Below are 19,527 nucleotides of genomic sequence, written 5' to 3'. Positions count from 1 at the left end.
GGTGGTTCAGTGAATACATGTGCTGCTGACCCACCGCTATCGCAGGCAAGCCAGCTCCCACAATGGATCGGTGTTTTGTCTGAGGAGTTTTTTGTATGAACCAACTGATTAACCGCCGCGCCGTCATCACCGGCGCCGGCAGCGGCATCGGTGCCGCCATCGCCCGTGCCTACGCCGCCGAAGGCGCGCGCCTGCTGCTGGCCGACCGCAACGCCGCGAGCCTCGCCGAAACGGCGATCACCTGCCGCAACCTCGGCGCCGAGGTGGTCGAGTGCCTGGCGGACGTCGGCACCGTCGAAGGCGCCCAGGCGGGTGTGGACCGTTGCGTCGAACACTTCGGTGGCATCGACATTCTGGTCAACAACGCCGGCATGCTCACCCAGGCGCGCTGTGTCGACCTGACCATCGAGATGTGGAACGACATGCTGCGCGTCGACCTCACCAGCGTGTTCGTCGCCAGCCAGCGCGCCTTGCCACACATGCTGGCGCAGCGTTGGGGGCGCATCATCAACGTGGCGTCGCAACTGGGTATCAAGGGCGGTGCCGAGCTTACCCACTACGCGGCGGCCAAGGCCGGTGTGATCGGTTTCACCAAATCCCTCGCCCTGGAAGTGGCCAAGGACAACGTGCTGGTCAATGCCATCGCCCCTGGCCCGATTGAAACGCCGCTGGTGGGCGGGATCAGCGACGACTGGAAGCGCGCCAAGGCCAAGGAACTGCCCCTGGGCCGCTTCGGTCTGGCTGATGAAGTGGCGCCCACCGCCATGCTGCTCGCCAGCGAACCGGGCGGTAATTTGTTCGTCGGCCAGACCCTGGGCCCGAACTCCGGCGATGTCATGCCATGAACGAGGTGTAGCCATGTGCGGACTCTGCGGATTGCTTGGCGAAGACCTGCACTGGAGCGACCCCCTGGGCGATGAAGTGCCAAGGCGCCGCGAGCGCCTGCGCCGGATCGCGGCGATCAACCAGGTGTTGGCGGTGTTCCGGCTCAAGGTCGAAGACTTCCAGGGCGCGTCCTACCTGTTGTTGGGCGCTACCGGTAAGCAAGAACTGGCGAGTGGCCTGGACCCACTGTGGCAGGCCGCCGAAAACATGCTCGGCCGTCCGTTGGACCCGCTCGACCCTAAGTTGCTCAACCATCTTGAACACTAAACCCAACCCCTGTGGCGAGGGAGCTTGCTCCCGCTGGAGTGCGCAGCGCTCCCAAGCTTTTGGGGCCGCTTCGCAGCCCAGCGGGAGCAAGCTCCCTCGCCACAAAGGAAAACATTGATGAGCATGGCTCTGAATGTCATCACCGGTTTCCTCGGCAGCGGCAAGACCACCTTGCTCAAGCGCCTGCTGCAAGGCGAGAGCCTGGGCGACACCGCGCTGCTGATCAACGAATTCGGCGACGTCGGTATCGACCACCTGCTGGTGGAAGAGGTGGCGCCCGACACCGTGCTGCTGCCCAGCGGCTGCGTGTGCTGTTCGATCCGTGGCGAGCTGAAAGACGCACTGCTCGGTCTGTTGCAGCGCCGTGAGCGCGGTGAAATCCCGGCGTTCAAGCGGGTGATCCTGGAGACCACCGGCCTGGCCGACCCGGCGCCGATCCTTGCCACCTTGAACAACGACGTGCAATTGCGCGGGCGTTTCCACATCGGCCTGGTGATTACCCTGGTCGACGCCAGCCACGCGACCTTGCAAGAGCGCCTGCACCCGGAGTGGCTGGCCCAGGTTGCGGCCGCCGACCGCCTGTTGCTGAGCAAGACCGACTTGGCCGGCGATTGCGCGCCGCTGCGTGCGCATTTGCAGGCGCTCAACGCGGGTACGCCGATCCTCGATACCCACGCTATCCACAGCGGCGATCAACTGCTGCTCGGTGAAGGGTTGCGCAGCGCCGAGCCGGCCGTCGAGGTTGGCCGCTGGCAACTGCATCAACCCACTGTCGCGACTCACGGCGCTGCCCAAGTGTGCTGCCTGAGCTTCGATCAGCCACTGGACTGGGTCGGCTTCGGGGTGTGGCTGTCGATGCTGTTAAGATGCCATGGCGAACGAATCCTTCGCGTCAAAGGACTGCTCAACGTGAACGCAAGCTCGGCCCCCATCGTCATTCATGGCGTGCAGCACTGTCTGCATGCCCCGGTCCACCTGCCTGCGTGGCCGGGCAGCGACCGCCAGTCGCGCCTGGTGTTTATCCTGCGCGGCCTGGACCCGGCGCTGTTGCGCCGCTCCTTCGACGTGTTCTCGCGGCGGTTTGCAGCATGATCACCTTACGCGTCCTCGGCACCTCAGTGACCCTGCTCGAATGCCTGCGCGTGCGGGCCGAGCAAGACCTGGGCATTCGCCTGGTGTATCAGGTGCACGATGTAGAGCAGGCCCAGCGCATCGCGGTGATGCAGCCCGACAGCTACGACCTCTACGACCAGTGGTTTCACAACGTCGACTTCGTGTGGCCGGCGCGGGCGATCCAGCCGATCGACACGCGGCGTATCGCGCTGTGGCATGAAATCAACGACCTGCCCAAGCGCGGGCGCCTGTCGGCCGATGATCGCCTGGGCAGTGGCAGCGTACCGAGCGAGCGCCTGTTCGTGCAGCATGACGGCAGCCTCGGCAGCACCGTGACCGAGCGCATCAGCATGCTGCCCCTGACCCACAACGCCGACAGTTTTGCCTACCGCCCCGAGCGCTTGCCCGACGGGTTCTGCCACGGCAACGAAAGTTGGGGGTGGTTGCTGGACCCGGCCTGGAGCGCCCGCACCGCCCTGCAGAGCGACGCCGCCATCGGTGCCCTGGACGCCGCGCTGGCGGTGCAGGGCGCGGGGCTGGCGCAGTTCAAGGACATCGGCAACATGAGCATCGAAGAGATCGACGTGCTCGCCGACATTCTGGTGCGCAAGCAGAGGGAAGGGCACTTTGCGGCGTTCTGGTCGGATGATGAAGAGGCGGCGCAATTGATGCTCAGCCCGACCATCGATATCCAGAGCCTGTGGTCGCCGACCTTGATGCGCCTGCATCGCGCGGGCGTGAAATACCGCTTGGCGGTGCCGCGTGAAGGTTATCGCGCGTGGTTCGGCGGGTTGTCGTTGTCACGCCATGCGCAGGGGCCGGTGCTGGATGCGGCGTATGCCTACCTCAATTGGTGGTTGTCGGGTTGGCCTGGAGCGGTGATGGCGCGCCAGGGGTATTACATCGGTAACCCGGCGCGCAGCCGTGATCACCTTAGCAGTGCCGAGTGGGATTACTGGTATGCCGGATTGCCTGCACGGGAGGAACTGCTGGGTAGCGATGGTTTGCCGTTGATCGACATGGGCGACGTGCGTGATGGGGGGTCTTATGAGCAGCGCATGGGGCATATTGCGGTGTGGAATTCGGTGATGGATGAGCACAACTACTTGGTGCGGCGGTGGGGGGATTTTATGCGGGCGCGCTGTGTTTGACTGAGTACATATCCGTTATTTAGGTAACGGCTACTTATGGTTCCGCTCTTACAGCGGCTCACTTTTGGAAAGGCCCAAAAGTAAGCAAAAGGCCTTCGCCCCAACACTCGGTGCCTCGCCTAGGCTCGGCATGCCCGAACGAAGGCTTAAATCCGTGGGCCGCCGCCACGCGCCATCCATGGCGCGGGGCGGCTAACCCGGCGTCCTGCCGGGTTACCCACGGATTCAAGCCTGCGTTCGGCCAGCGTGTTTAACGGGGCGCCTAAGATCAAAATCAAAAGCAGACGCGGCGGCCTGGTAGCCGACCGGTATCTAACTGTCGGCCCGGGTCAACTGTGGGAGCTGGCTTGCCTGCGATGCAAACACCTCGATATATCAGGCACACCCAATCGATGCCATCGCAGGCAAGCCAGCTCCCACAGTGGGGCTCCGCGTTCTGCCTGATTTTTTGCGCCATCGTTAACGACCATCGCCGCGGTGCGACGATTCGACAAGCCGGCTCCTACAGTGGACCGCGTTTGCCTTTGCCTTTGCTCCACACCACTCAAGCCGGCTGTCAGGTCGCTGTGCTTTTGATCTTGATTTTGATCTTAGGCGCCCCGTCAAACACGCTGGCCGGAATTCGGCAGGGATTTGGGGGGTAAGCCGGCAGTACGCCGGCTTAGCCGCCCCGCGCCATGGATGGCGCGTGGCGGCGGCCCCCCAAATCACTGTCGGATTACGGGTACACCGAGCCTAAGCGAGGTGCCGAGTGTTGGGGCAAGAGCCTTTTGGTTACTTTTGGGCTCTTTCCAAAAGTGACCCGCCGTAAGGGCGGAACCGTAAGCCGCCGTTACTCAAATAACGGATATGTACCCAAAGCAAGCCCCCAGCCAACCCATTGTCGCCAAAAAACCGCCACAACATTCCCCGGTTTTATTGGGTGCACTTAGCCCAAGTCCCAGCTAATCTGCTCAAACCAAATATCCAATAAAAATGGATGTTTTTTTGACGCCAGGTCAGCAGTCGCCAGGGAGGCCTATGACAAAGGGACGTAGTGGCAGAGACAAGCGCACGCTACCAGAGGGCACTGCAATGAGGTGGCGCCACACGTTCCAAACCCGCATTGCCGGGGTGCTGGCGCTGTTGCTGCTGGTGGTGGTGGCTGCCACCTACTTCGCGGTCAAGGCCGCCACCGGCCGCGCCGTGGAGAATCAGGCCCAAGTCCAATTGAAAACCGGCAGCCAGGTGTTCGAGCGCCTGCTGGACCTGCGTGGCCGTCGCCTGCAATACGGGCTCGATTGGCTCACCGTCGATGGGCCTTTCAAGCAAGCCGTGGCCGAGGGCAAGACCGTGCCGATACTCGCGGCGCTGCGTCGGCATGGCACCGGTATCCGTTCCAGCGAAGTGTTTGTGTTGGGCCTCGACGGCAAAGTGGTGGTCAGCACCTTGCCGATGCTCACACGCGGCGATGCGTTCCCCTATGAAGACGCGTTGCGCAAGGCGCGGCGCAGCGGCCTGCAGATGCTGATCGTGGCCATGGACGGCCGCCCGTACTTGCTGGTGCAGGACGAAGTGCTCGACCCGATGCCCATCGCCCGGGTGATCATGGGCTTTCCCATGGACAAGCTGTTTGCCAGCGAATTGCGCTCCATGAGCAACCTGGAAGTGTCCTTCCTCAGTGTGCAGGACGGTCGTCCCGGTCCGCTGTTCAGCACCCAGCCTGACGCCTACCAGGCCACCATCATCAGTACCTTGCGCGATGCGCACCTGAACCCGGAGCCGCAGATCAATCTGTTCTACGGGCAGCGCGTGCTCAGCCAGGTGTTGCCGCTGGCCAATACCGGCGATGGCGACGAAGTGCGGGTGCTGCTGCAAAGCCCGCTGGACCACGCGCTGGAATCCTTTGCGCCGCTGGACCGGCAATTCCTGGGCATAGCGCTGGCGGTGTTGTTGGTGTCCTTGGCGGGGGCATTGTTTTTGGCGCGGCGGGTCTCGCGCCCGCTCAATGCCTTGGTGGACGCGGCCGAGCGCATTGGCGCCGGTGACTATCGGACGCCGGTGCGGGTGCGCAGCCATGATGAGTTCGGCCTGCTAGCCCGGGCTTTCAATGCCATGCAAAGTGGTATCGCCGTGCGCGAGCGGCAGTTGGCGCACAACGCCCTGCATGACCCGTTGACCGGGTTGCCCAACCGCGCCCTGGCCATGGAGCGCCTGGGCAGTGCGATCAGCGCGGGCCGCCCGGTGGTGCTGCTGTACCTGGGTATTGAAAACTACCGGGTGATCAACGAAGGCTTCGGCCCCCAGGGTGTGGAAGAAATGCTGCGTGAGGCCAGCCGCTGTCTGTCCATGAGCCTGCTGGCCAGCGATACCGCCGCGCGCATCGCCGGCAGCGAGTTTTTGCTGTTGCTGGAAAACACCGAGATCGATCGCGCCGTGGCCCGTGCTGACCGCCTCTACAGCTTGCTCACCGAGCCCCAGCGCATCGGCAATGATGAGCTGCGCCATGAAGTGAGCATCGGCATCGCCGCTTACCCCGCCGATGGCCAGCAAGTGGAAGAGCTGATCAGCCGCGCCGCCATCGCCCGGCATGATGCGGCGACCTTGCCTGGTTATTTGCAGATTTATCAACAGGACCGCGACCTCGCGCACCAGCGCCAGATCACCTTGATTCGCGACCTGCGCCGCGCCGCCCTCGAAGGTGAGCTTTACCTGTGCTACCAGCCCAAGCTCGATTTGAAGCACGGCCATGTGCGCCAGGCCGAAGCCCTGCTGCGCTGGCAACACCCCACGCTGGGCCTGGTGTCGCCCGCCGAATTCATCCCGCTGGCTGAGCGCACCGGCAGCATGCGCAGCCTGACCCAGTGGGTGATCGAGGAAGCCATCCGGCAGATCGCCGAGTGGGGGCAGCGGGGCATGCATATCCAGCTGTCGGTGAATATTTCGGTGGATGACCTGGCCGACGATGACCTGGCGGTGCGTGTCACTGCACTGCTGATGCAATACGGCGTCATGGCCCAGCAACTGATTTTCGAGATCACCGAAAGCGCCATCATGCACAACCCGCAACAGGCCCTCAGTGTGTTGGAACAGCTGCGTGGCTGTGGCATCAGCCTGTCGGTAGATGACTTCGGTACCGGCTATTCCTCCCTCGCGCAATTGCAGCGCCTGCCGGTGCAAGAGTTGAAGATCGACCAGTCGTTCGTGCGCAACCTCGACAGCACCACCGGCGACGGGGTGATCGTGCGTTCCACCATCGAAATGAGCCACAACCTGGGGCTCAAGGTGGTGGCCGAAGGCGTCGAGTTCGAACCCAGCCTGAAGCTGCTCAAGCAGTGGAAGTGCGACACCGCCCAGGGCTACCTGATCAGCCGGCCATTGAATGCCATGGCGTTCGAGATGTGGATGCGCCGCGAGCGGGTGCCCATCTAGAAAACTGTTTCATCCTCCGCCAACAGCCACTTCAAAACGCCCGATGCGCTGCTTCGGGCGTTTTTCGTTGTAGTGGCCTGTTTGAGGTGCAAATAGAGCGTAAGCGCTTCATTGTGTTACTTGCGGTTGCACTAAAATACTTTGGTTGATTTTTAATCATTTAAATAACTAATTGATATTTATATATTTATTTCTATTAAATAAAAGTTAATCCTACTTGGCTCACCCTTTGCACAACACGCCGATGACGGATCACACTCATTAAAGCAGTGTGTACGCCATATAGTTGTGCCGCAAGAACGCAGGACGCTCGCAGGCGGTGCACCCCTAATCCATAACCCTTTCATGCCAAGGGTAGGCGCTCTGCTGCCCACCTTTAAGGCGCTCTATCGTCCGGAGAAAACCGCTATGTCACGAGTTGAATGGCCTGTGCGCCTGATGTTGCTGGTGAGTGCCACCGTGTTTTGCACTGCGTCACTGGCGGCGGACGATACCCCGTCGCCCAAACCGTTCGGGCACCTGAGTTGGGCCAGTGACGACGGGGCCAAGTCCCTGGATTTTGGCGGCTCGATTCGGCTCAACCATCGCTACGAAGACTGGAAAACCAGCAGCAATGACCCGGCGCGCTTGCTGTTCGACATTGCCCGTTTTGAGGTCAAGGGCAAGTGGGATCAGTTTTACCTGGACGGCGGCTACACCTTCCAGGACCGCAACCGGCGTTCGATCGAGCACGCCCTGGTGGGCTACAAATTCCAGGACGGCGATGACCTGCAACTGGGCATCGTCTACAAGCCGTTTGGCATTTACCCCTACCCGGAAAACGGCTGGACGTTTCATATCCCGTACTTCCTGGGCTATGCCGACAGCGCGGCGCCGGGCCTGAAATACAGCCACCCGTTGGGCGACTGGAACCTGCAGGCGGCGTTCTTTCCGCGCATGATCCCCGCCGACCGGCGCTACACACCGGAAGTCGGCACCTACAGCGACCTCAAGGACAACGCACTGGCCAGCCTGCACGGCCAGGACAATGAAAAGCGCAACCAGCTCGACCTGCGCCTGGCGCGGTCGTGGGGCAGCGATGGTTGGAAGAATGAATCCGGCGTGTCGCTGGCCGGCTCCCAGGTCTATAACGGCACCACCGATCGCAACGGCACCTACTGGGCTGCGGCCGCTCACACCACCTTGAGCAAGGGGCCCTGGAGCGCCCAGTTGATGGGCATTCGCTACCAGTACAACCTGCAGAACCCTGAGGGCGTGAGCGACGCCAGTGTGTTGATGGGCGCCAACGCGGCAAGCCCGGCCTACCTGGTGGCGGCCAAGGGTGATGTCGGGTTGCTGAACATCGGCTACACCGTGGACACGCCGCAGTTGGGCAAGGTCAAGAGCGTCAAGTTCTACAACGACTACAGCGTGCTGCACAAAGACCAGGCGCAATGGAACAGCTCGCAGATGGACACCCTGGGCGTGAAGCTGATGGCGGGGCCGATCATCACCTGGCTGGACCTGACCTGGGGCAAGAACGCCAACCCCTATGGCGGCGCGGAGAACGGCACCGGTTGGACCTCCACCACCTCGTCGGGCAGCAATGAGTGGTACTTCCGCACCAACGTGAACATCGGCTACTACTTCTAGCCGGATCGAAGCGTTGACCCAGGCAACATGACCTGCACATCACCTTGTAGGAGCCGGCCTGCCGGCGATAGCGGTAGGTCAGTGATTGCGTTTGTTCCTGATACACCGCCATCGCTGGCAAGCCAGCTCCTACATTTGATCTGCATCGGGCATGAAAAAAGGCGGCTACCTTCATCAGGTAGCCGCCTTTTTATTACCGCCAGCGAGGCTTAATCCGGCAGTTTGAACGCCATCACGTAGTCACCCTGCTTGGTGCCGAGGGAGCCGTGACCGCCGGCCATGACCAGCACGTATTGCTTGCCGTCCTTGCCGGTGTAGGTCATCGGGGTGGTTTGCGCGCCGGCAGGCAGGCGGCCTTCCCACAGTTGCTTGCCATTTTTCACGTCGTAGGCACGCAGGTACTGGTCCAGGGTGCCGCTGAGGAATGCCACGCCACCGGCGGTGGTGAACGTACCACCCAGGCTAGGCACGCCCATGGTCAGCGGGATCGGAACCGGCGAGCTGTCGCGCACGGTGCCGTTCTTGTGCATCCAGATGGTCTGGTGGGTGGTCAGGTCGACCGCTGCCACATAACCCCAGGCTGGTGCCTGGCACGGCAGGCCCATCGGCGACAGCAGCGCTTCGAGGATCACACCGTACGGCGCGCCTTTGTTCGGCTGCACACCTTCGGTTTCGCTCACGCGAGGCCCTTGTTTGGCGATGTCGGCCGCCGGGATCAGTTTCGATTTGAACGCCATGTAGCTCGGGTTCACGAACGCGATCTGGCGAACCGGGTCGACGGAAATACCGCCCCAGTCGAACACACCAAAGTTACCCGGGTAAACGATCGAGCCTTGCAGCGATGGCGGGGTGAACGGGCCGTCATAGCGCATCGACTTGAAGTCGATCCGGCAGATCAGTTGGTCGAACGGGGTCACGCCCCACATGTCGCGCTCTTTCAACGGCGGCGGCATGAAGTTCAGGTCGGACTTCGGTTGGGTCGGGGAGGTGTGATCGCCGGCCACTGCGCCTTGCGGTACAGGAATTTCGTTGATCGGCACCACCGGTTGGCCGTTGGTACGGTCCAGCACGTAGATGCTGCCTTGCTTGGTCGAGGCCATGACCGCTTGCTTGACGCCGTCAGCGGTCTTGATGTCGATCAGGGTTGGCTGGCCGCCCACGTCCATGTCCCACAGGTCATGGTGGGTGAACTGGAAGGTCCATTTCACATGGCCGGTGTCGATGTCCAGGGCGGTCAGGCCGGCGCTGTACTTCTCGGAGTCCGGGGTACGGTCGCCACCGTATTGGTCGGGCATCTGGTTGCCCATCGGCAGGTACAGCGTGCCGAGTTTTTCATCCACGGCGAACATGGACCACATGTTCGGCGAGTTGCGGGTGTAGGTCTTGCCCTCGGCCAACGGAGTGGTGTCGTCCGGGTTGCCGCTGTCCCAGTTCCACACCAGCTTGCCGGTGTGCACGTCGAACGCGCGGATCACGCCGCTCGGCTCGTCGGTGGAGACGTTGTCGGTCACGTGGCCGCCGATCACCACCAGGTTCTTGGTCACGGCCGGTGGCGAGGTGGAGTAGTAACCGCCCGGGGCGAAGCTGCCAATGTTGGCACGCAGGTCGACCTGGCCTTTGTCACCGAAGTCTTCGCACATCTTGCCGGTGTCGGCGTCCAGGGCGATCAAGCGGGTGTCGGCCGTCGGCACGAAGATGCGTTTCGGGCACACGGCGCTGACAGGCGTGGCGCTTGCCGAGCCGGTTGGGCTTTGCTCGGAGGCGTACGCTGCATCATCGTGATACGACACGCCACGGCAGGTCATGTGCGCCCAGCCTTTGAAGTTCTGCGCACCTTGGGTGGTGATCTTCGGGTCGAAACGCCAGATTTCCTTGCCGGTGTCCGGGTCCAGGGCAATCACTTGGCTGTGCGGGGTGCACACGTAGAGCATGCCGTTGACCTTCAACGGGGTGTTTTCCGCCGTGGTCTCGCCCGGGTCGTTAGGGCCTGGGATGTCGCCGGTGCGGTAGGTCCAGGCTGGCACCAGTTTGCCGACGTTTTGCGGGGTGATCTGCGCCAGCGGCGAGTAACGATCACCATGGGCCGAACGGCCGTAGGCGTTCCAGTCGCCATCGGCCTGGGTCGGTGCGGCGCTGGCCATGCCCGGCACGGCGTCGCGGTCCAGTTGGCCGGTCTTGACCATTTCACCCGGGTTGGTGAATTGGCTGGCCAGGGCGGTCGCACCGGCCAATACCACGGCGATGCTCAGCGCGCCGGTGCCCAGTGGTGCAGCTTGGGGGCGCAGCAACGGACGGCGGAACCACGGCAGCAACATGACGATGCCTAGGGCGAACAGCAGTGCCAGGCGCGGCACCAACTGCCACCAGTCCAGGCCGACTTCCCACAGTGCCCACACGGTGCTGGCAAACAGCACAAGCGCGTACACGCCCAGCGCAGCGCGGTGGCTGGCCAGCAGCAAAAGGCCGGTGAGGGCGATGCCGAGACCGGCCAGCAGGTAGTACAGCGACCCGCCGAGCATGCTCAGCTTGACGCCGCCCGCCAGCAAGGCCAGGCCCATGATCAGCAGCAAGACGCCTAGCAGCCTGGGCAGCAGGCGACTTGGGCTCGAGGCACCATCAGTGCTCATAGTGTGTTTCTCCGTGACGTTGGAATTATGTAACCCCGTGCTTCACTGTAGATGACGATTCGGCGCGGGCTTGGTTCAGCGTTAATTCGGTTTTTCTGGGGACAGCGGGGGTTATCCACAGGCGGGCGATTTATCCCCAGGCGCAGCGGGGTGTAAGACAGCGCTGTCTTTACGAGTAGGAATAATCGGCAAGATGGGGTCGACCGGGAGATGAAACGTTTCAGTTTGTTGCGGGCAAGGATAAAGGGAGAGGGCGCGCAGAGAAAGGGCTAATCGCAAGATGCATCATTTCAGATTTGGTAACAGTGACAGAACGTCGCTGCAAAACCAATGTGGGAGCGAGCAAGCCCGCTCCCACAGGGGGACCGCAGTTTGGTTAGAAGGTTGTTCGAATGCCAAATTGCACGCTTCTGCCCGGCGCCGGCGCGATATCGCGCAGGATCGAACTGGCATACCGCACGGTCTGGTTCGTCAGGTTTTCACCGTTCACAAACGCCAGCCACTGGCTGCCCCCCACGTTGAAGCGATACCCCGCGCTCGCCCCCAGCGTGGTGTAGCCGTCGGTGCCACTCTCGTTATCCGGCACACGGCCTTGGCCTGCGGCATGTTCCACGTCGATACGCGCCTGCCAGCGGTCCAGCTCCCACAGCAACCCGCTGTTCAAGCGCAGGGGGGCGATGCGGGGCAAGGCTTCGCCGGTGTCCAGGTTGGTGGCGCGGGTGTAATCGCCCGACAGCTCCAGGGCAAATTTGCCGTAGGCGCTTTCACCTAGCTTCCAGTGATCCTGGGCTTCGAAGCCGGCGAAACGGGCACGCACGCCTGAGTATTTGTATTCAGGAATGCCTGCGGCGTCTTCTTCGCCTTCATCGTTCAGCGTGCGGCCGGTGCCCAGCAAGCCGATGTAGTTGGAGAAGCGGCTGTAGAACACGCCAAAGCTGCCCTTGTGGGTGCCATTGTCAAAACGCAGGGCCAGGTCGCTGGACACGGCTTTCTCTTTCGACAGGTTGGCATCGCCCAACTCGTAGGTGCCGGTGGCAACGTGGGCGCCGTTGGCGTACAGCTCGTAGAACGTTGGCGCGCGCTCGGTGTAACCCAGGGTCGCGGCCAGGGACCAGACCGGCGTGAGGGTGTAGACCGCGCCCGACGACAGGCTGCCGGCGGTGAAGTCATTCGATTTGTCGGCACCGGCAAAGCGCGCGTTGCCCTTGGCATCCGGGTCGACCGTGGTGTGTTCCAGGCGCCCGCCCAGGCTGAGCTTCAGGCGCTCGGTGGCTTGCATTTCTTCAAGGATAAACAGCGCACCAGCATTGGTGTCGGTCTGCGGCACGAAGGCCTCTTCGCCCAGCGCCGAGAACTCGTTGCGGGTCACCTGGGCGCCGACCACGCCATCAAACGGGCCGATAGGTTGGTGGCGGGCTTCCACGCGGGCTTCATAGCCTTTGTTCTTGAAGATCGTGCCGGTTTCGCCGCCTTCGATTTCACGGTGCTCGTAGTCGGTGTAGCCGGCGTCGAGTTTCACTGCGGTGAACGGGCCTTGCAGGTTGCGGATCTCCGAGGCAAAGGCGTAGTGATCCTGCTTCATGCGGATGCGCACATCCTGCTCGGCGGGGGAGCCGTAGTTGCTGTCGTAGTTGCTGTAGGACAGCCCGGCATAACCGTCGTCCCAGGTGTAGGAACCGCCCACCGCGCCGCCGTCCTGGCGACCGTCGCTGTTGCCCAGGCGACCGTTTTTGCCGGGGCCGTCTTCGCTCTCGGGCGCATGGCGGCTGCGGGCGTAGCCGGGGATTTTCAGGTCGTTGAATTCCCGCGCGTTGGCGTCCAGGTGCAAGGCGAAGGTGCCGTTGCCGGCTTCCAGTTTGCCGGCGCTGCTGCGGATGGTGTCGGCGCCGCCGTAACGCAACTCACCGGCACCGTGGATGCCTTCGATGGCTTCGGTGGGGATGCGGTTGTCGAAGGTGTTGACCACGCCGCCGATGGCACTGCCGCCGTACAACAAGGCCGCCGGGCCGCGCACGATTTCGATGCGGTCGACGTTGACCGGGTCCAGCGGCACGGCGTGGTCGTAGGACAACGACGAAGCGTCCAGCGCACCCACGCCGTTACGCAGCAGGCGGATGCGGTCGCCGTCCTGGCCACGGATGATCGGGCGGCTGGCGCCCGGGCCGAAGTACGAAGAGGACACGCCAGGCTGCTTGTTGAGGGTTTCGCCGAGGCTGCCTTTTTGTTGCAGGGTCAGGTCATCGCCTTCCAGCACGGTGGTCGGCGAGGCGAGTTGCTCGCTGCCCAGCGGGTTGCCAGTGATGACTTGGGGTTGCAGTTCCAGGGCCTGGGTGTGAGAGCTGATCAACAGGGCGGCGGCAAGCGGGGACAAGCGCCACAGGGAGGAGAGGGACATCGGGACATTCCTTGGCAAAACGGCAAAAAGAGAAGGCTTAAAACGGTTTCGAGCGCGTTACTTTTCATAACAATCTGATAAGTATCGTTACAATATAACATCTCTTTTTTCGCTGAAAAGGGGAACTTTTCCCAAGGGTCTATATTCAATGGGGTGCTTCCCCCTGTACGCCCCGTCGGCTAAGGTGCGCGGCTGTATTTCCTCTTATTGCAAAAGGCCCGGCATGACCGCGACAAGCAACGACCCTCTTCACGGCGTGACCCTGCAGCACGTGCTCACCACCCTGGTGGAACACTACGAATGGTCGGGGCTGGCCGAGCGCATTGATATTCGCTGCTTCAAGAGCGATCCGAGCATCAAGTCGAGCCTGACCTTCCTGCGCAAGACCCCTTGGGCGCGGGAGAAGGTCGAAGGGTTGTACGTCAAGCTGATGCGCACCAAACGCCCGCTGGACTGACCCCATGAAGCGGTTCGTGGCGGCTGCAGCGCTGGCCGGTTGGGTGGGGTTGGCGATCCAGCAATACCTGATCTTCTATTCGCGCTGGACCAGCGGCGCCAGCCTGCTGGGCGGGCTGATCAACTTTTTCAGTTTCTTCACGGTACTGACCAACACCTTGGTGGTAGTGGTGTTGAGCTATGCGCTGGTGGATCGCGATTCAGCGGCGAAGCGCTTTTTTCTCGCCCCCAAAACCAGCAGTGGCATCGCCGTGAGCATCGTGGTGGTGAGCCTGGCCTACAACCTGTTGCTGCGGCATTTGTGGCAGCCCGAAGGCTTCCAGTTCATCGCTGACGAATTGCTCCACGACGTGATGCCGGTGCTGTTTTTACTCTACTGGTGGCGCTGCGTGCCCAAGGGCACCTTGCTGCTCAGGCACATCGGCGCCTGGGTGCTCTACCCGTTGGTGTACTTCGCGTATGTGCTGCTGCGGGGGCATTTGCTCGGGCAGTATCAGTACCCGTTCATTGACGTGGACACCTTGGGTTATCCACAGGTGTTCGTGAATGCCGGGCAGATTTTGGCGGGGTTTGTGGTGATTGCGGTGGCGGTGGTAGGGCTGGATCGAGCTCTAAAACCTGCACTGTAGGAGCCGGCTTGCCGGCGATCGCGGTGTGTCAGATATACCGCCATCGCCGGCAAGCCGGCTCCTACAGGTCAGAGGTCAGGCCTGCCAGTAGCCCACGGCCTTGAGGTAGTCCTCATTGACCTTGTGGGTGTCCAGCAACACACGCCGGACCTGGCGCGAAACCTTGGTTTCGGTGGCCACGAAGCTGTACAGCGACCCCCCCGGCAGCGTCAGCTTCTGCACGGTGTCCAGCAGGTCGTCCTGACCGCGAATCACCCAGATCACGTCCACATCGGCAGCGCTGCGCAGCGCCTGTTTTTCCGCCGCATTGGCGATCTCAATCACCGCCAATACAGTGCGCCCAGCGGGCAATTCTTCGAGGCGCCGGGCGATGGCGGGCAGGGCGGTTTCATCGCCGATCAGCAGGTAGCTGTCGAAGATATCCGGCACGATCATCGAACCCCGTGGCCCGCCGATGTACAGGTGCTGGCCGACCTGCACCTGGTCAGCCCAGGTGGACGCAGGGCCATCGCCGTGCAGCACGAAGTCGATGTCCAGCTCGCCGATGCTCAGGTCGAAACGCCGGGGCGTGTAGTCGCGCATCGGCGGTTGTGGGCCGTCGCCCTTGATGGTGAAGGTCGGGCTTTCCAGGGCGGCCTGTTCCTCGGCGTTCTGCGGGAACAGCAGCTTGATGTGATCGTCGCTGCCCAGGCTGACAAACCCCGCCAGTTCCGGCCCGCCCAGGGTGATGCGGCGCATGCGTGGGGTGATGTCGACCACCCGCAGGACTTCGAGGCGGCGGCGTTTGATTTCGTGGGTCACGCGGTGGATGACTTGCGTATTCATTGGTCTTTCCCGTCGGCAATGGCTTGAGCGGTGCGATTGAGCAGCGCCGCGACACGAACGATTTCTTCCGGGCTCCAGCGCCCGTGGTGCGAGTGCAGGGCATGACGCAGGTTGTGCACCGCCTCGTGGATTTCCGGCGGCCGGTCATGGCCGCGCAACGAGCGTTTGCTCACATCGATGCGCATGCGCACGCCGTCCAGGGCCACCTGTTGCTCGCTTAAGAAGAGACGACCGGCATCGGTGATTGTGTAGCGTTTTTTTCCGCCTTCGGCGTCGCCCTGGATCAAGTCGCTTTCTTCCAGGAAGGTCAGCGTGGGGTAGATCACGCCGGGGCTGGGGGTGTAGGCGCCGTCGAACAGGCTTTCGATGCGGCGGATCAGGTCATAGCCGTGGCAGGGCTGCTCGGCGATCAGCGCCGGCAGCAGCAGTTTCAGATCGCCGGGTGCAAATACCCGGGGGCCGCGACCGCGGCCGGCGCGCGGGTCAAAGCCGTCGCGCTGGTGAGGATGGTCTCGCATGGGTAGGCGCCTCTGTGTGTGTCTAGATATAACGTAAGATATATCTTAAAAGGCATGCAAGCGCTTCCGACAGGCGGTCAACCTCCGCGAACGACGCCACAAGGTCAGCAACCTGTGTTCTAGAGTAACGACTCAAGTGAGTTATCAAGTTGTTTTGGCCGTGCAAACAATATTGTTTTTTAATGGGTGTAATCCTATTCTTACGGATATATTCGGCACTAAAACATTCTCATTAATTAACATGTAGGGTGTGTCTTACGGCTACTTTTTAAGTTTTGGCAAAGTGCTATCTTTTTCCTCAGTGTTGTAATGATCTATGGCTACGCCATAAATGGAAGCAACTGGCTTACTTTCATTTTTTTGAACTCGATACTTGCCTGGCGTTGAACAAGCCTCCGGTTTGCAATGCAAATAGTTGGAAAAACACGGTGTTTTTCAACGCTTCTAAGAACCCCTTTTAGATGACAGGTATCAACCATGTTCAAGAAACTTGCCACTGCGGTCCCGTTTGTTGCGGTCGCCCTGAGCTCCCCCCTGGCAATGGCTGCCGATGATGCGCGTTCGTCGATCAACATCAGGGCCAACATTCCGACCAAGCAGTTCCATACACAGCCTCGGGACCCGAACTTCGGTAAAGACGAAACCATGAGCTACAACCCTGTCAGCGGTGAACTCAGTTCGCTGCGGGCAACCTTCGATGTGAAAAACACCGACGGTTCGGTGCATGCCTACATCGAAGGCGGCCCGACTTCCGCTGCGCTCTATAACGGTTCGGACAGCATTGCCCTGACCAACACCTTCAATGGCGTCACCCTCACTGCCACCCCGCAGGAAGTGGTCGATGACCCTCAATCCACTCCAGGCACCCAGGCCGACCTGGTGATCACCCCGGCCCGCCCGGCCGACACTCAGAACGGCCTCTACACCGCCAGCTACACAGTGATCTTCGACGCTGTGCCGCGCGTTACCCCGTAACGCTGGTGTCATCCCCTTGGTCGCCATGACCAAGGGGCTTGAAAGGACAGGCCGGCATTTTCCTCCCTGAACGCCGGCCTGGTTCAGTCCGTACTGACGAGTATTCCGTCCATGTTTTCGATGACGCCAATTGCGGGCGCGCTTGCGCTGTTGCTGTGCGCCAGTGCCCTGGCCGCACCGGTGGCGCCCCATACTTCGCCGGGCAACCTGTTGTCCCAGTCCCAAGGCCTGCCGGATGATTTTGAACAGCACTTTTTTGATGTGCCACTGGCCGTACGAGTTGAACTGGACCAACAGTTTCTTGGCGAAGCCATGATTGTATTGAGTCGCGATGATCGCATTACCCTGCTGGAGTTCAACGATATCGGCGACAGCCCGGTATCGGCCAGCACGCGTGCCACCTGGGAGCAACTTCTGCAATCTGGCATGCCATTGGGCAGTTGCCAGCAAAGTTGTCCGCAGCAACTGTTGGCCATTCACTACAACTTGGAAAATTCCCAGGTTTCCATCCTCACCGAAAACGTCGAGCGCAACGCGCACGTCAAACAGTTTTATGACCAGCCTGAGTCCGGCAGCCTCGGTCTGATCGTCAATAACCAACTCAACCTCACCGGTGGCCAGAACGAGGAAGTTGGCGGGCGTTTCGGCCTTGAGGCCAGCTCCAGCCTTGGCAACTGGACCCAGGCGATGAACCTGCAGTTGTCCCGCGTGGGCGGCACCGACACCACGCTGTACCACGCCATGCACGAGCTCTACACCCAGCGCGAACTGGAGGGCAACTTCGTACGCCTGGGTTATTTCACTCCGGGTGCCAACGGTCTTACCCGGCAGATCCGTACCTTTGGCGCCAACCCCGACACGGCGGTGGGGCTCATGTACGGCAGCTCCGACAGCCTGCTGATCAACAATCCCAAGCCCAGCGTGTACCCGGTGTACGTCACTGCCAGCCGCCAGGCCTCGGTGGAGATCTACCGTGCCGGCCTGCTGATCAATACCCAACCGGTCGCCGCCGGCCTGCAAACCCTTGACACCCGGCCCCTGCCCGGTGGCATCTACGAAGTGGAAGTGCGCCTGATCGAAGACGGCCTCACCACCTCCACCACCCAGGAGCTCATCTACAAACCCAACAACTGGCGCAATGCCGACGAGCGCTGGCGCTACAACACCTTCATCGGGCAAGAGACCAAGCTGCTGAGCAACTGGGACGAGCAGTCCAGCGGCTTCATGACCTATGGCGCCGGCCTCAACTACCTGGCGCACCCCCGGGTGATCCTTGGCGTCTCGACCCGCAAGGTGCGCGAACAAATGCAGTACGGCACCTCCATCGACTGGACCCTGGGCAACAGCCTCAGCCTCTATGCCAACCTTTACCAGACCCAGGACCACGGCACCGGCGTGGACCTGCAAACCCTGTACAGCTATGGCGTTGGCAGTGTGGTGTTCAGCCATAACCGCAGTTGGCTCGACACCACGCGCACCTACGAGCTGCTGCCCGACGGTACACGCATCCGCCAGCGCAACGTGTTCATCGGCCAGGCCAGCAACACTTCGCTATCGTTCAACCATCGCTTGAGCAACAAGAGCTCGATCAACTCGCGGCTGGCCTACAGCCAGGGCAACCTTCAAGGTTTCGGCCTGGATGTGGGGTGGACCGAGCGCGGCACCTTGTTGGGCAGCGACGCCAACTGGCGCCTGTCGTTGTTCGATCGGCCCGCCACTGCCAGCACCGGCGACAACCGCAACCGTGGCATCGACCTCAGCGTCAGCGTGGCCCTTGGCTCACCGCGCGAGCAGTGGGCCGCCAGCATCGGCACCCGTACCGCACGCGACGGCAGCCGCGATCACAACGGCTCGCTCACCTACACCAAGACCCTCGACGACCACCTGCTGCAAAGCGTTTCGGGCACCGCGATTGCCGACACCTACGGCGTGGGCCTGTCGGGCCGTGCGAGCTTCCAGAGTGACGCGCTCTACGGCGACACTTACGTGCAACGGTCCTCGTTCAACGGTCGCCTGTCCGGTGGGTTGAACCTGGCCAGTACCGTGGCCGTCGGTGGCAGCGCCGCGGTCCTCAGCAGCCAACCCCAGGGCGGCGGGGCGGGGATGATCGTCGATGTGGACACCGACCTCGACGACATCAGCCTGCGTGCCGACGACCTCACTGGCGGCAGTTCACGCCTGCGACCGGGGCGCAACTTCGTGCCGATCACCGCCTACAAGAGCAGCACCCTGGCCTTCGACTTCGACGGTAACCACCCACCGGCCGCCAGCATCCAGCCGGCGCGCAGCAACTACCACCTGAACAAGGGCGGGGTGGCGTACCGCAAGATCAGCGTGATGAAAACCGTGACGGTGCTCGGGCGCCTGATCGATGAAACCGGTGCACCGCTCAAAGGCCACCATGTGGTCAATCACGCCAGCCGCGCGGTGAGTGAAGTGGATGGTTTTTTCTCGATGGAAATGAACGCCGGCGCGCCGACCCTGGAGGTGCGCCATGCCAACCAGTTGCTCTGTCGATTCCGTCTTGACCCGGACACGGCGCGACGGGAAAGCGATGTGCTGTTGATCGGTGACCTGCGTTGTACGCCGGACACCTTGGCAGAAAACACCAGCATTTTGGCGACGGCGGGTTGAACTGTCGTT

14 protein-coding genes are annotated in these 19,527 nt (G+C 61.9%); 10 read left to right on the top strand and 4 right to left on the bottom strand.

Annotated features, from left to right (window positions below; genetic code table 11):
- The first annotated feature begins 95 nt into the window (after positions 1-95).
- The 6 genes from M2394_RS05835 (at position 96) to M2394_RS05810 (ending at position 8,459) form a co-directional block, all read left to right on the top strand.
- Complete coding sequence (locus tag M2394_RS05835; RefSeq protein WP_259171879.1) at positions 96-845, top strand: SDR family NAD(P)-dependent oxidoreductase; 750 nt, start codon at positions 96-98, stop codon at positions 843-845.
- A gap of 13 nt (positions 846-858) precedes the next feature.
- On the top strand, positions 859-1,152 hold the full coding sequence (locus M2394_RS05830) for a hypothetical protein (RefSeq protein ID WP_178922959.1): 294 nt from the start codon (positions 859-861) through the stop codon (positions 1,150-1,152).
- A 117-nt stretch (positions 1,153-1,269) separates the two neighbouring features.
- On the top strand, positions 1,270-2,244 hold the full coding sequence (locus M2394_RS05825) for a GTP-binding protein (RefSeq protein ID WP_178922961.1): 975 nt from the start codon (positions 1,270-1,272) through the stop codon (positions 2,242-2,244).
- Positions 2,241-3,416: a PotD/PotF family extracellular solute-binding protein gene (locus M2394_RS05820; RefSeq protein ID WP_178922963.1), complete on the top strand. Its 1,176-nt coding sequence runs from the start codon at positions 2,241-2,243 to the stop codon at positions 3,414-3,416. The genes M2394_RS05825 and M2394_RS05820 overlap by 4 nt, the downstream gene beginning before the upstream one ends.
- A 1,074-nt stretch (positions 3,417-4,490) precedes the next feature.
- Positions 4,491-6,827: a bifunctional diguanylate cyclase/phosphodiesterase gene (locus tag M2394_RS05815; protein ID WP_178921978.1), complete on the top strand. Its 2,337-nt coding sequence runs from the start codon at positions 4,491-4,493 to the stop codon at positions 6,825-6,827.
- A gap of 408 nt (positions 6,828-7,235) precedes the next feature.
- Complete coding sequence (locus M2394_RS05810) at positions 7,236-8,459, top strand: hypothetical protein (RefSeq protein WP_178921980.1); 1,224 nt, start codon at positions 7,236-7,238, stop codon at positions 8,457-8,459.
- A 209-nt stretch (positions 8,460-8,668) separates the two neighbouring features.
- Here M2394_RS05810 and M2394_RS05805 read toward each other — a convergent pair whose 3' ends face one another.
- Positions 8,669-11,086 (bottom strand): glucose/quinate/shikimate family membrane-bound PQQ-dependent dehydrogenase, encoded by a 2,418-nt coding sequence (locus tag M2394_RS05805; protein WP_259171878.1) that lies wholly within the window; start codon positions 11,084-11,086, stop codon positions 8,669-8,671.
- A 376-nt stretch (positions 11,087-11,462) separates the two neighbouring features.
- Positions 11,463-13,481, bottom strand: coding sequence for a TonB-dependent receptor (locus M2394_RS05800; RefSeq protein WP_259171877.1), 2,019 nt, complete (start codon positions 13,479-13,481; stop codon positions 11,463-11,465).
- 223 nt (positions 13,482-13,704) lie between these two features.
- Here M2394_RS05800 and M2394_RS05795 point away from each other — a divergent pair, with 223 nt between their 5' ends.
- Complete coding sequence (locus tag M2394_RS05795) at positions 13,705-13,938, top strand: VF530 family DNA-binding protein (RefSeq protein WP_003188882.1); 234 nt, start codon at positions 13,705-13,707, stop codon at positions 13,936-13,938.
- A gap of 4 nt (positions 13,939-13,942) precedes the next feature.
- Positions 13,943-14,566, top strand: coding sequence for a Pr6Pr family membrane protein (locus M2394_RS05790; RefSeq protein WP_259171876.1), 624 nt, complete (start codon positions 13,943-13,945; stop codon positions 14,564-14,566).
- A 75-nt stretch (positions 14,567-14,641) separates the two neighbouring features.
- On the opposite strand, the gene M2394_RS05785 is transcribed toward M2394_RS05790, so the two are convergent.
- Both M2394_RS05785 and M2394_RS05780 read right to left on the bottom strand, forming a co-directional pair.
- Complete coding sequence (locus tag M2394_RS05785; RefSeq protein WP_259171875.1) at positions 14,642-15,391, bottom strand: siderophore-interacting protein; 750 nt, start codon at positions 15,389-15,391, stop codon at positions 14,642-14,644.
- On the bottom strand, positions 15,388-15,909 hold the full coding sequence (locus M2394_RS05780; protein ID WP_178921990.1) for a PadR family transcriptional regulator: 522 nt from the start codon (positions 15,907-15,909) through the stop codon (positions 15,388-15,390). The genes M2394_RS05785 and M2394_RS05780 overlap by 4 nt, the downstream gene beginning before the upstream one ends.
- Positions 15,910-16,386: 477 nt before the next feature.
- On the opposite strand from M2394_RS05780, the gene M2394_RS05775 reads away from it, so the two are divergent.
- Positions 16,387-16,884: a CS1 type fimbrial major subunit gene (locus tag M2394_RS05775; RefSeq protein ID WP_178921992.1), complete on the top strand. Its 498-nt coding sequence runs from the start codon at positions 16,387-16,389 to the stop codon at positions 16,882-16,884.
- Between the two features lie 111 nt (positions 16,885-16,995).
- Positions 16,996-19,518 (top strand): CS1-pili formation C-terminal domain-containing protein, encoded by a 2,523-nt coding sequence (locus M2394_RS05770; protein ID WP_259171874.1) that lies wholly within the window; start codon positions 16,996-16,998, stop codon positions 19,516-19,518.
- The last annotated feature ends 9 nt before the right edge of the window (positions 19,519-19,527 follow it).

The organism is Pseudomonas sp. BIGb0164 (genome assembly GCF_024810135.1).
Lineage (GTDB): Bacteria > Pseudomonadota > Gammaproteobacteria > Pseudomonadales > Pseudomonadaceae > Aquipseudomonas.
This window is presented reverse-complemented; position numbering and strand designations above follow the sequence as displayed.

What these genes read in the sequence shown, in the direction of transcription:
- M2394_RS05835 (WP_259171879.1), top strand. Translation starts at nt 96, where the DNA reads ATGAACCAACTGATTAACCGCCGCGCCGTCATCACCGGCGCCGGCAGC.
- M2394_RS05830 (WP_178922959.1), top strand. Translation starts at nt 859, where the DNA reads ATGTGCGGACTCTGCGGATTGCTTGGCGAAGACCTGCACTGGAGCGAC.
- M2394_RS05825 (WP_178922961.1), top strand. Translation starts at nt 1,270, where the DNA reads ATGAGCATGGCTCTGAATGTCATCACCGGTTTCCTCGGCAGCGGCAAG.
- M2394_RS05820 (WP_178922963.1), top strand. Translation starts at nt 2,241, where the DNA reads ATGATCACCTTACGCGTCCTCGGCACCTCAGTGACCCTGCTCGAATGC.
- M2394_RS05815 (WP_178921978.1), top strand. Translation starts at nt 4,491, where the DNA reads ATGAGGTGGCGCCACACGTTCCAAACCCGCATTGCCGGGGTGCTGGCG.
- M2394_RS05810 (WP_178921980.1), top strand. Translation starts at nt 7,236, where the DNA reads ATGTCACGAGTTGAATGGCCTGTGCGCCTGATGTTGCTGGTGAGTGCC.
- M2394_RS05805 (WP_259171878.1), bottom strand. Translation starts at nt 11,086, where the DNA reads ATGAGCACTGATGGTGCCTCGAGCCCAAGTCGCCTGCTGCCCAGGCTG.
- M2394_RS05800 (WP_259171877.1), bottom strand. Translation starts at nt 13,481, where the DNA reads ATGTCCCTCTCCTCCCTGTGGCGCTTGTCCCCGCTTGCCGCCGCCCTG.
- M2394_RS05795 (WP_003188882.1), top strand. Translation starts at nt 13,705, where the DNA reads ATGACCGCGACAAGCAACGACCCTCTTCACGGCGTGACCCTGCAGCAC.
- M2394_RS05790 (WP_259171876.1), top strand. Translation starts at nt 13,943, where the DNA reads ATGAAGCGGTTCGTGGCGGCTGCAGCGCTGGCCGGTTGGGTGGGGTTG.
- M2394_RS05785 (WP_259171875.1), bottom strand. Translation starts at nt 15,391, where the DNA reads ATGAATACGCAAGTCATCCACCGCGTGACCCACGAAATCAAACGCCGC.
- M2394_RS05780 (WP_178921990.1), bottom strand. Translation starts at nt 15,909, where the DNA reads ATGCGAGACCATCCTCACCAGCGCGACGGCTTTGACCCGCGCGCCGGC.
- M2394_RS05775 (WP_178921992.1), top strand. Translation starts at nt 16,387, where the DNA reads ATGTTCAAGAAACTTGCCACTGCGGTCCCGTTTGTTGCGGTCGCCCTG.
- M2394_RS05770 (WP_259171874.1), top strand. Translation starts at nt 16,996, where the DNA reads ATGTTTTCGATGACGCCAATTGCGGGCGCGCTTGCGCTGTTGCTGTGC.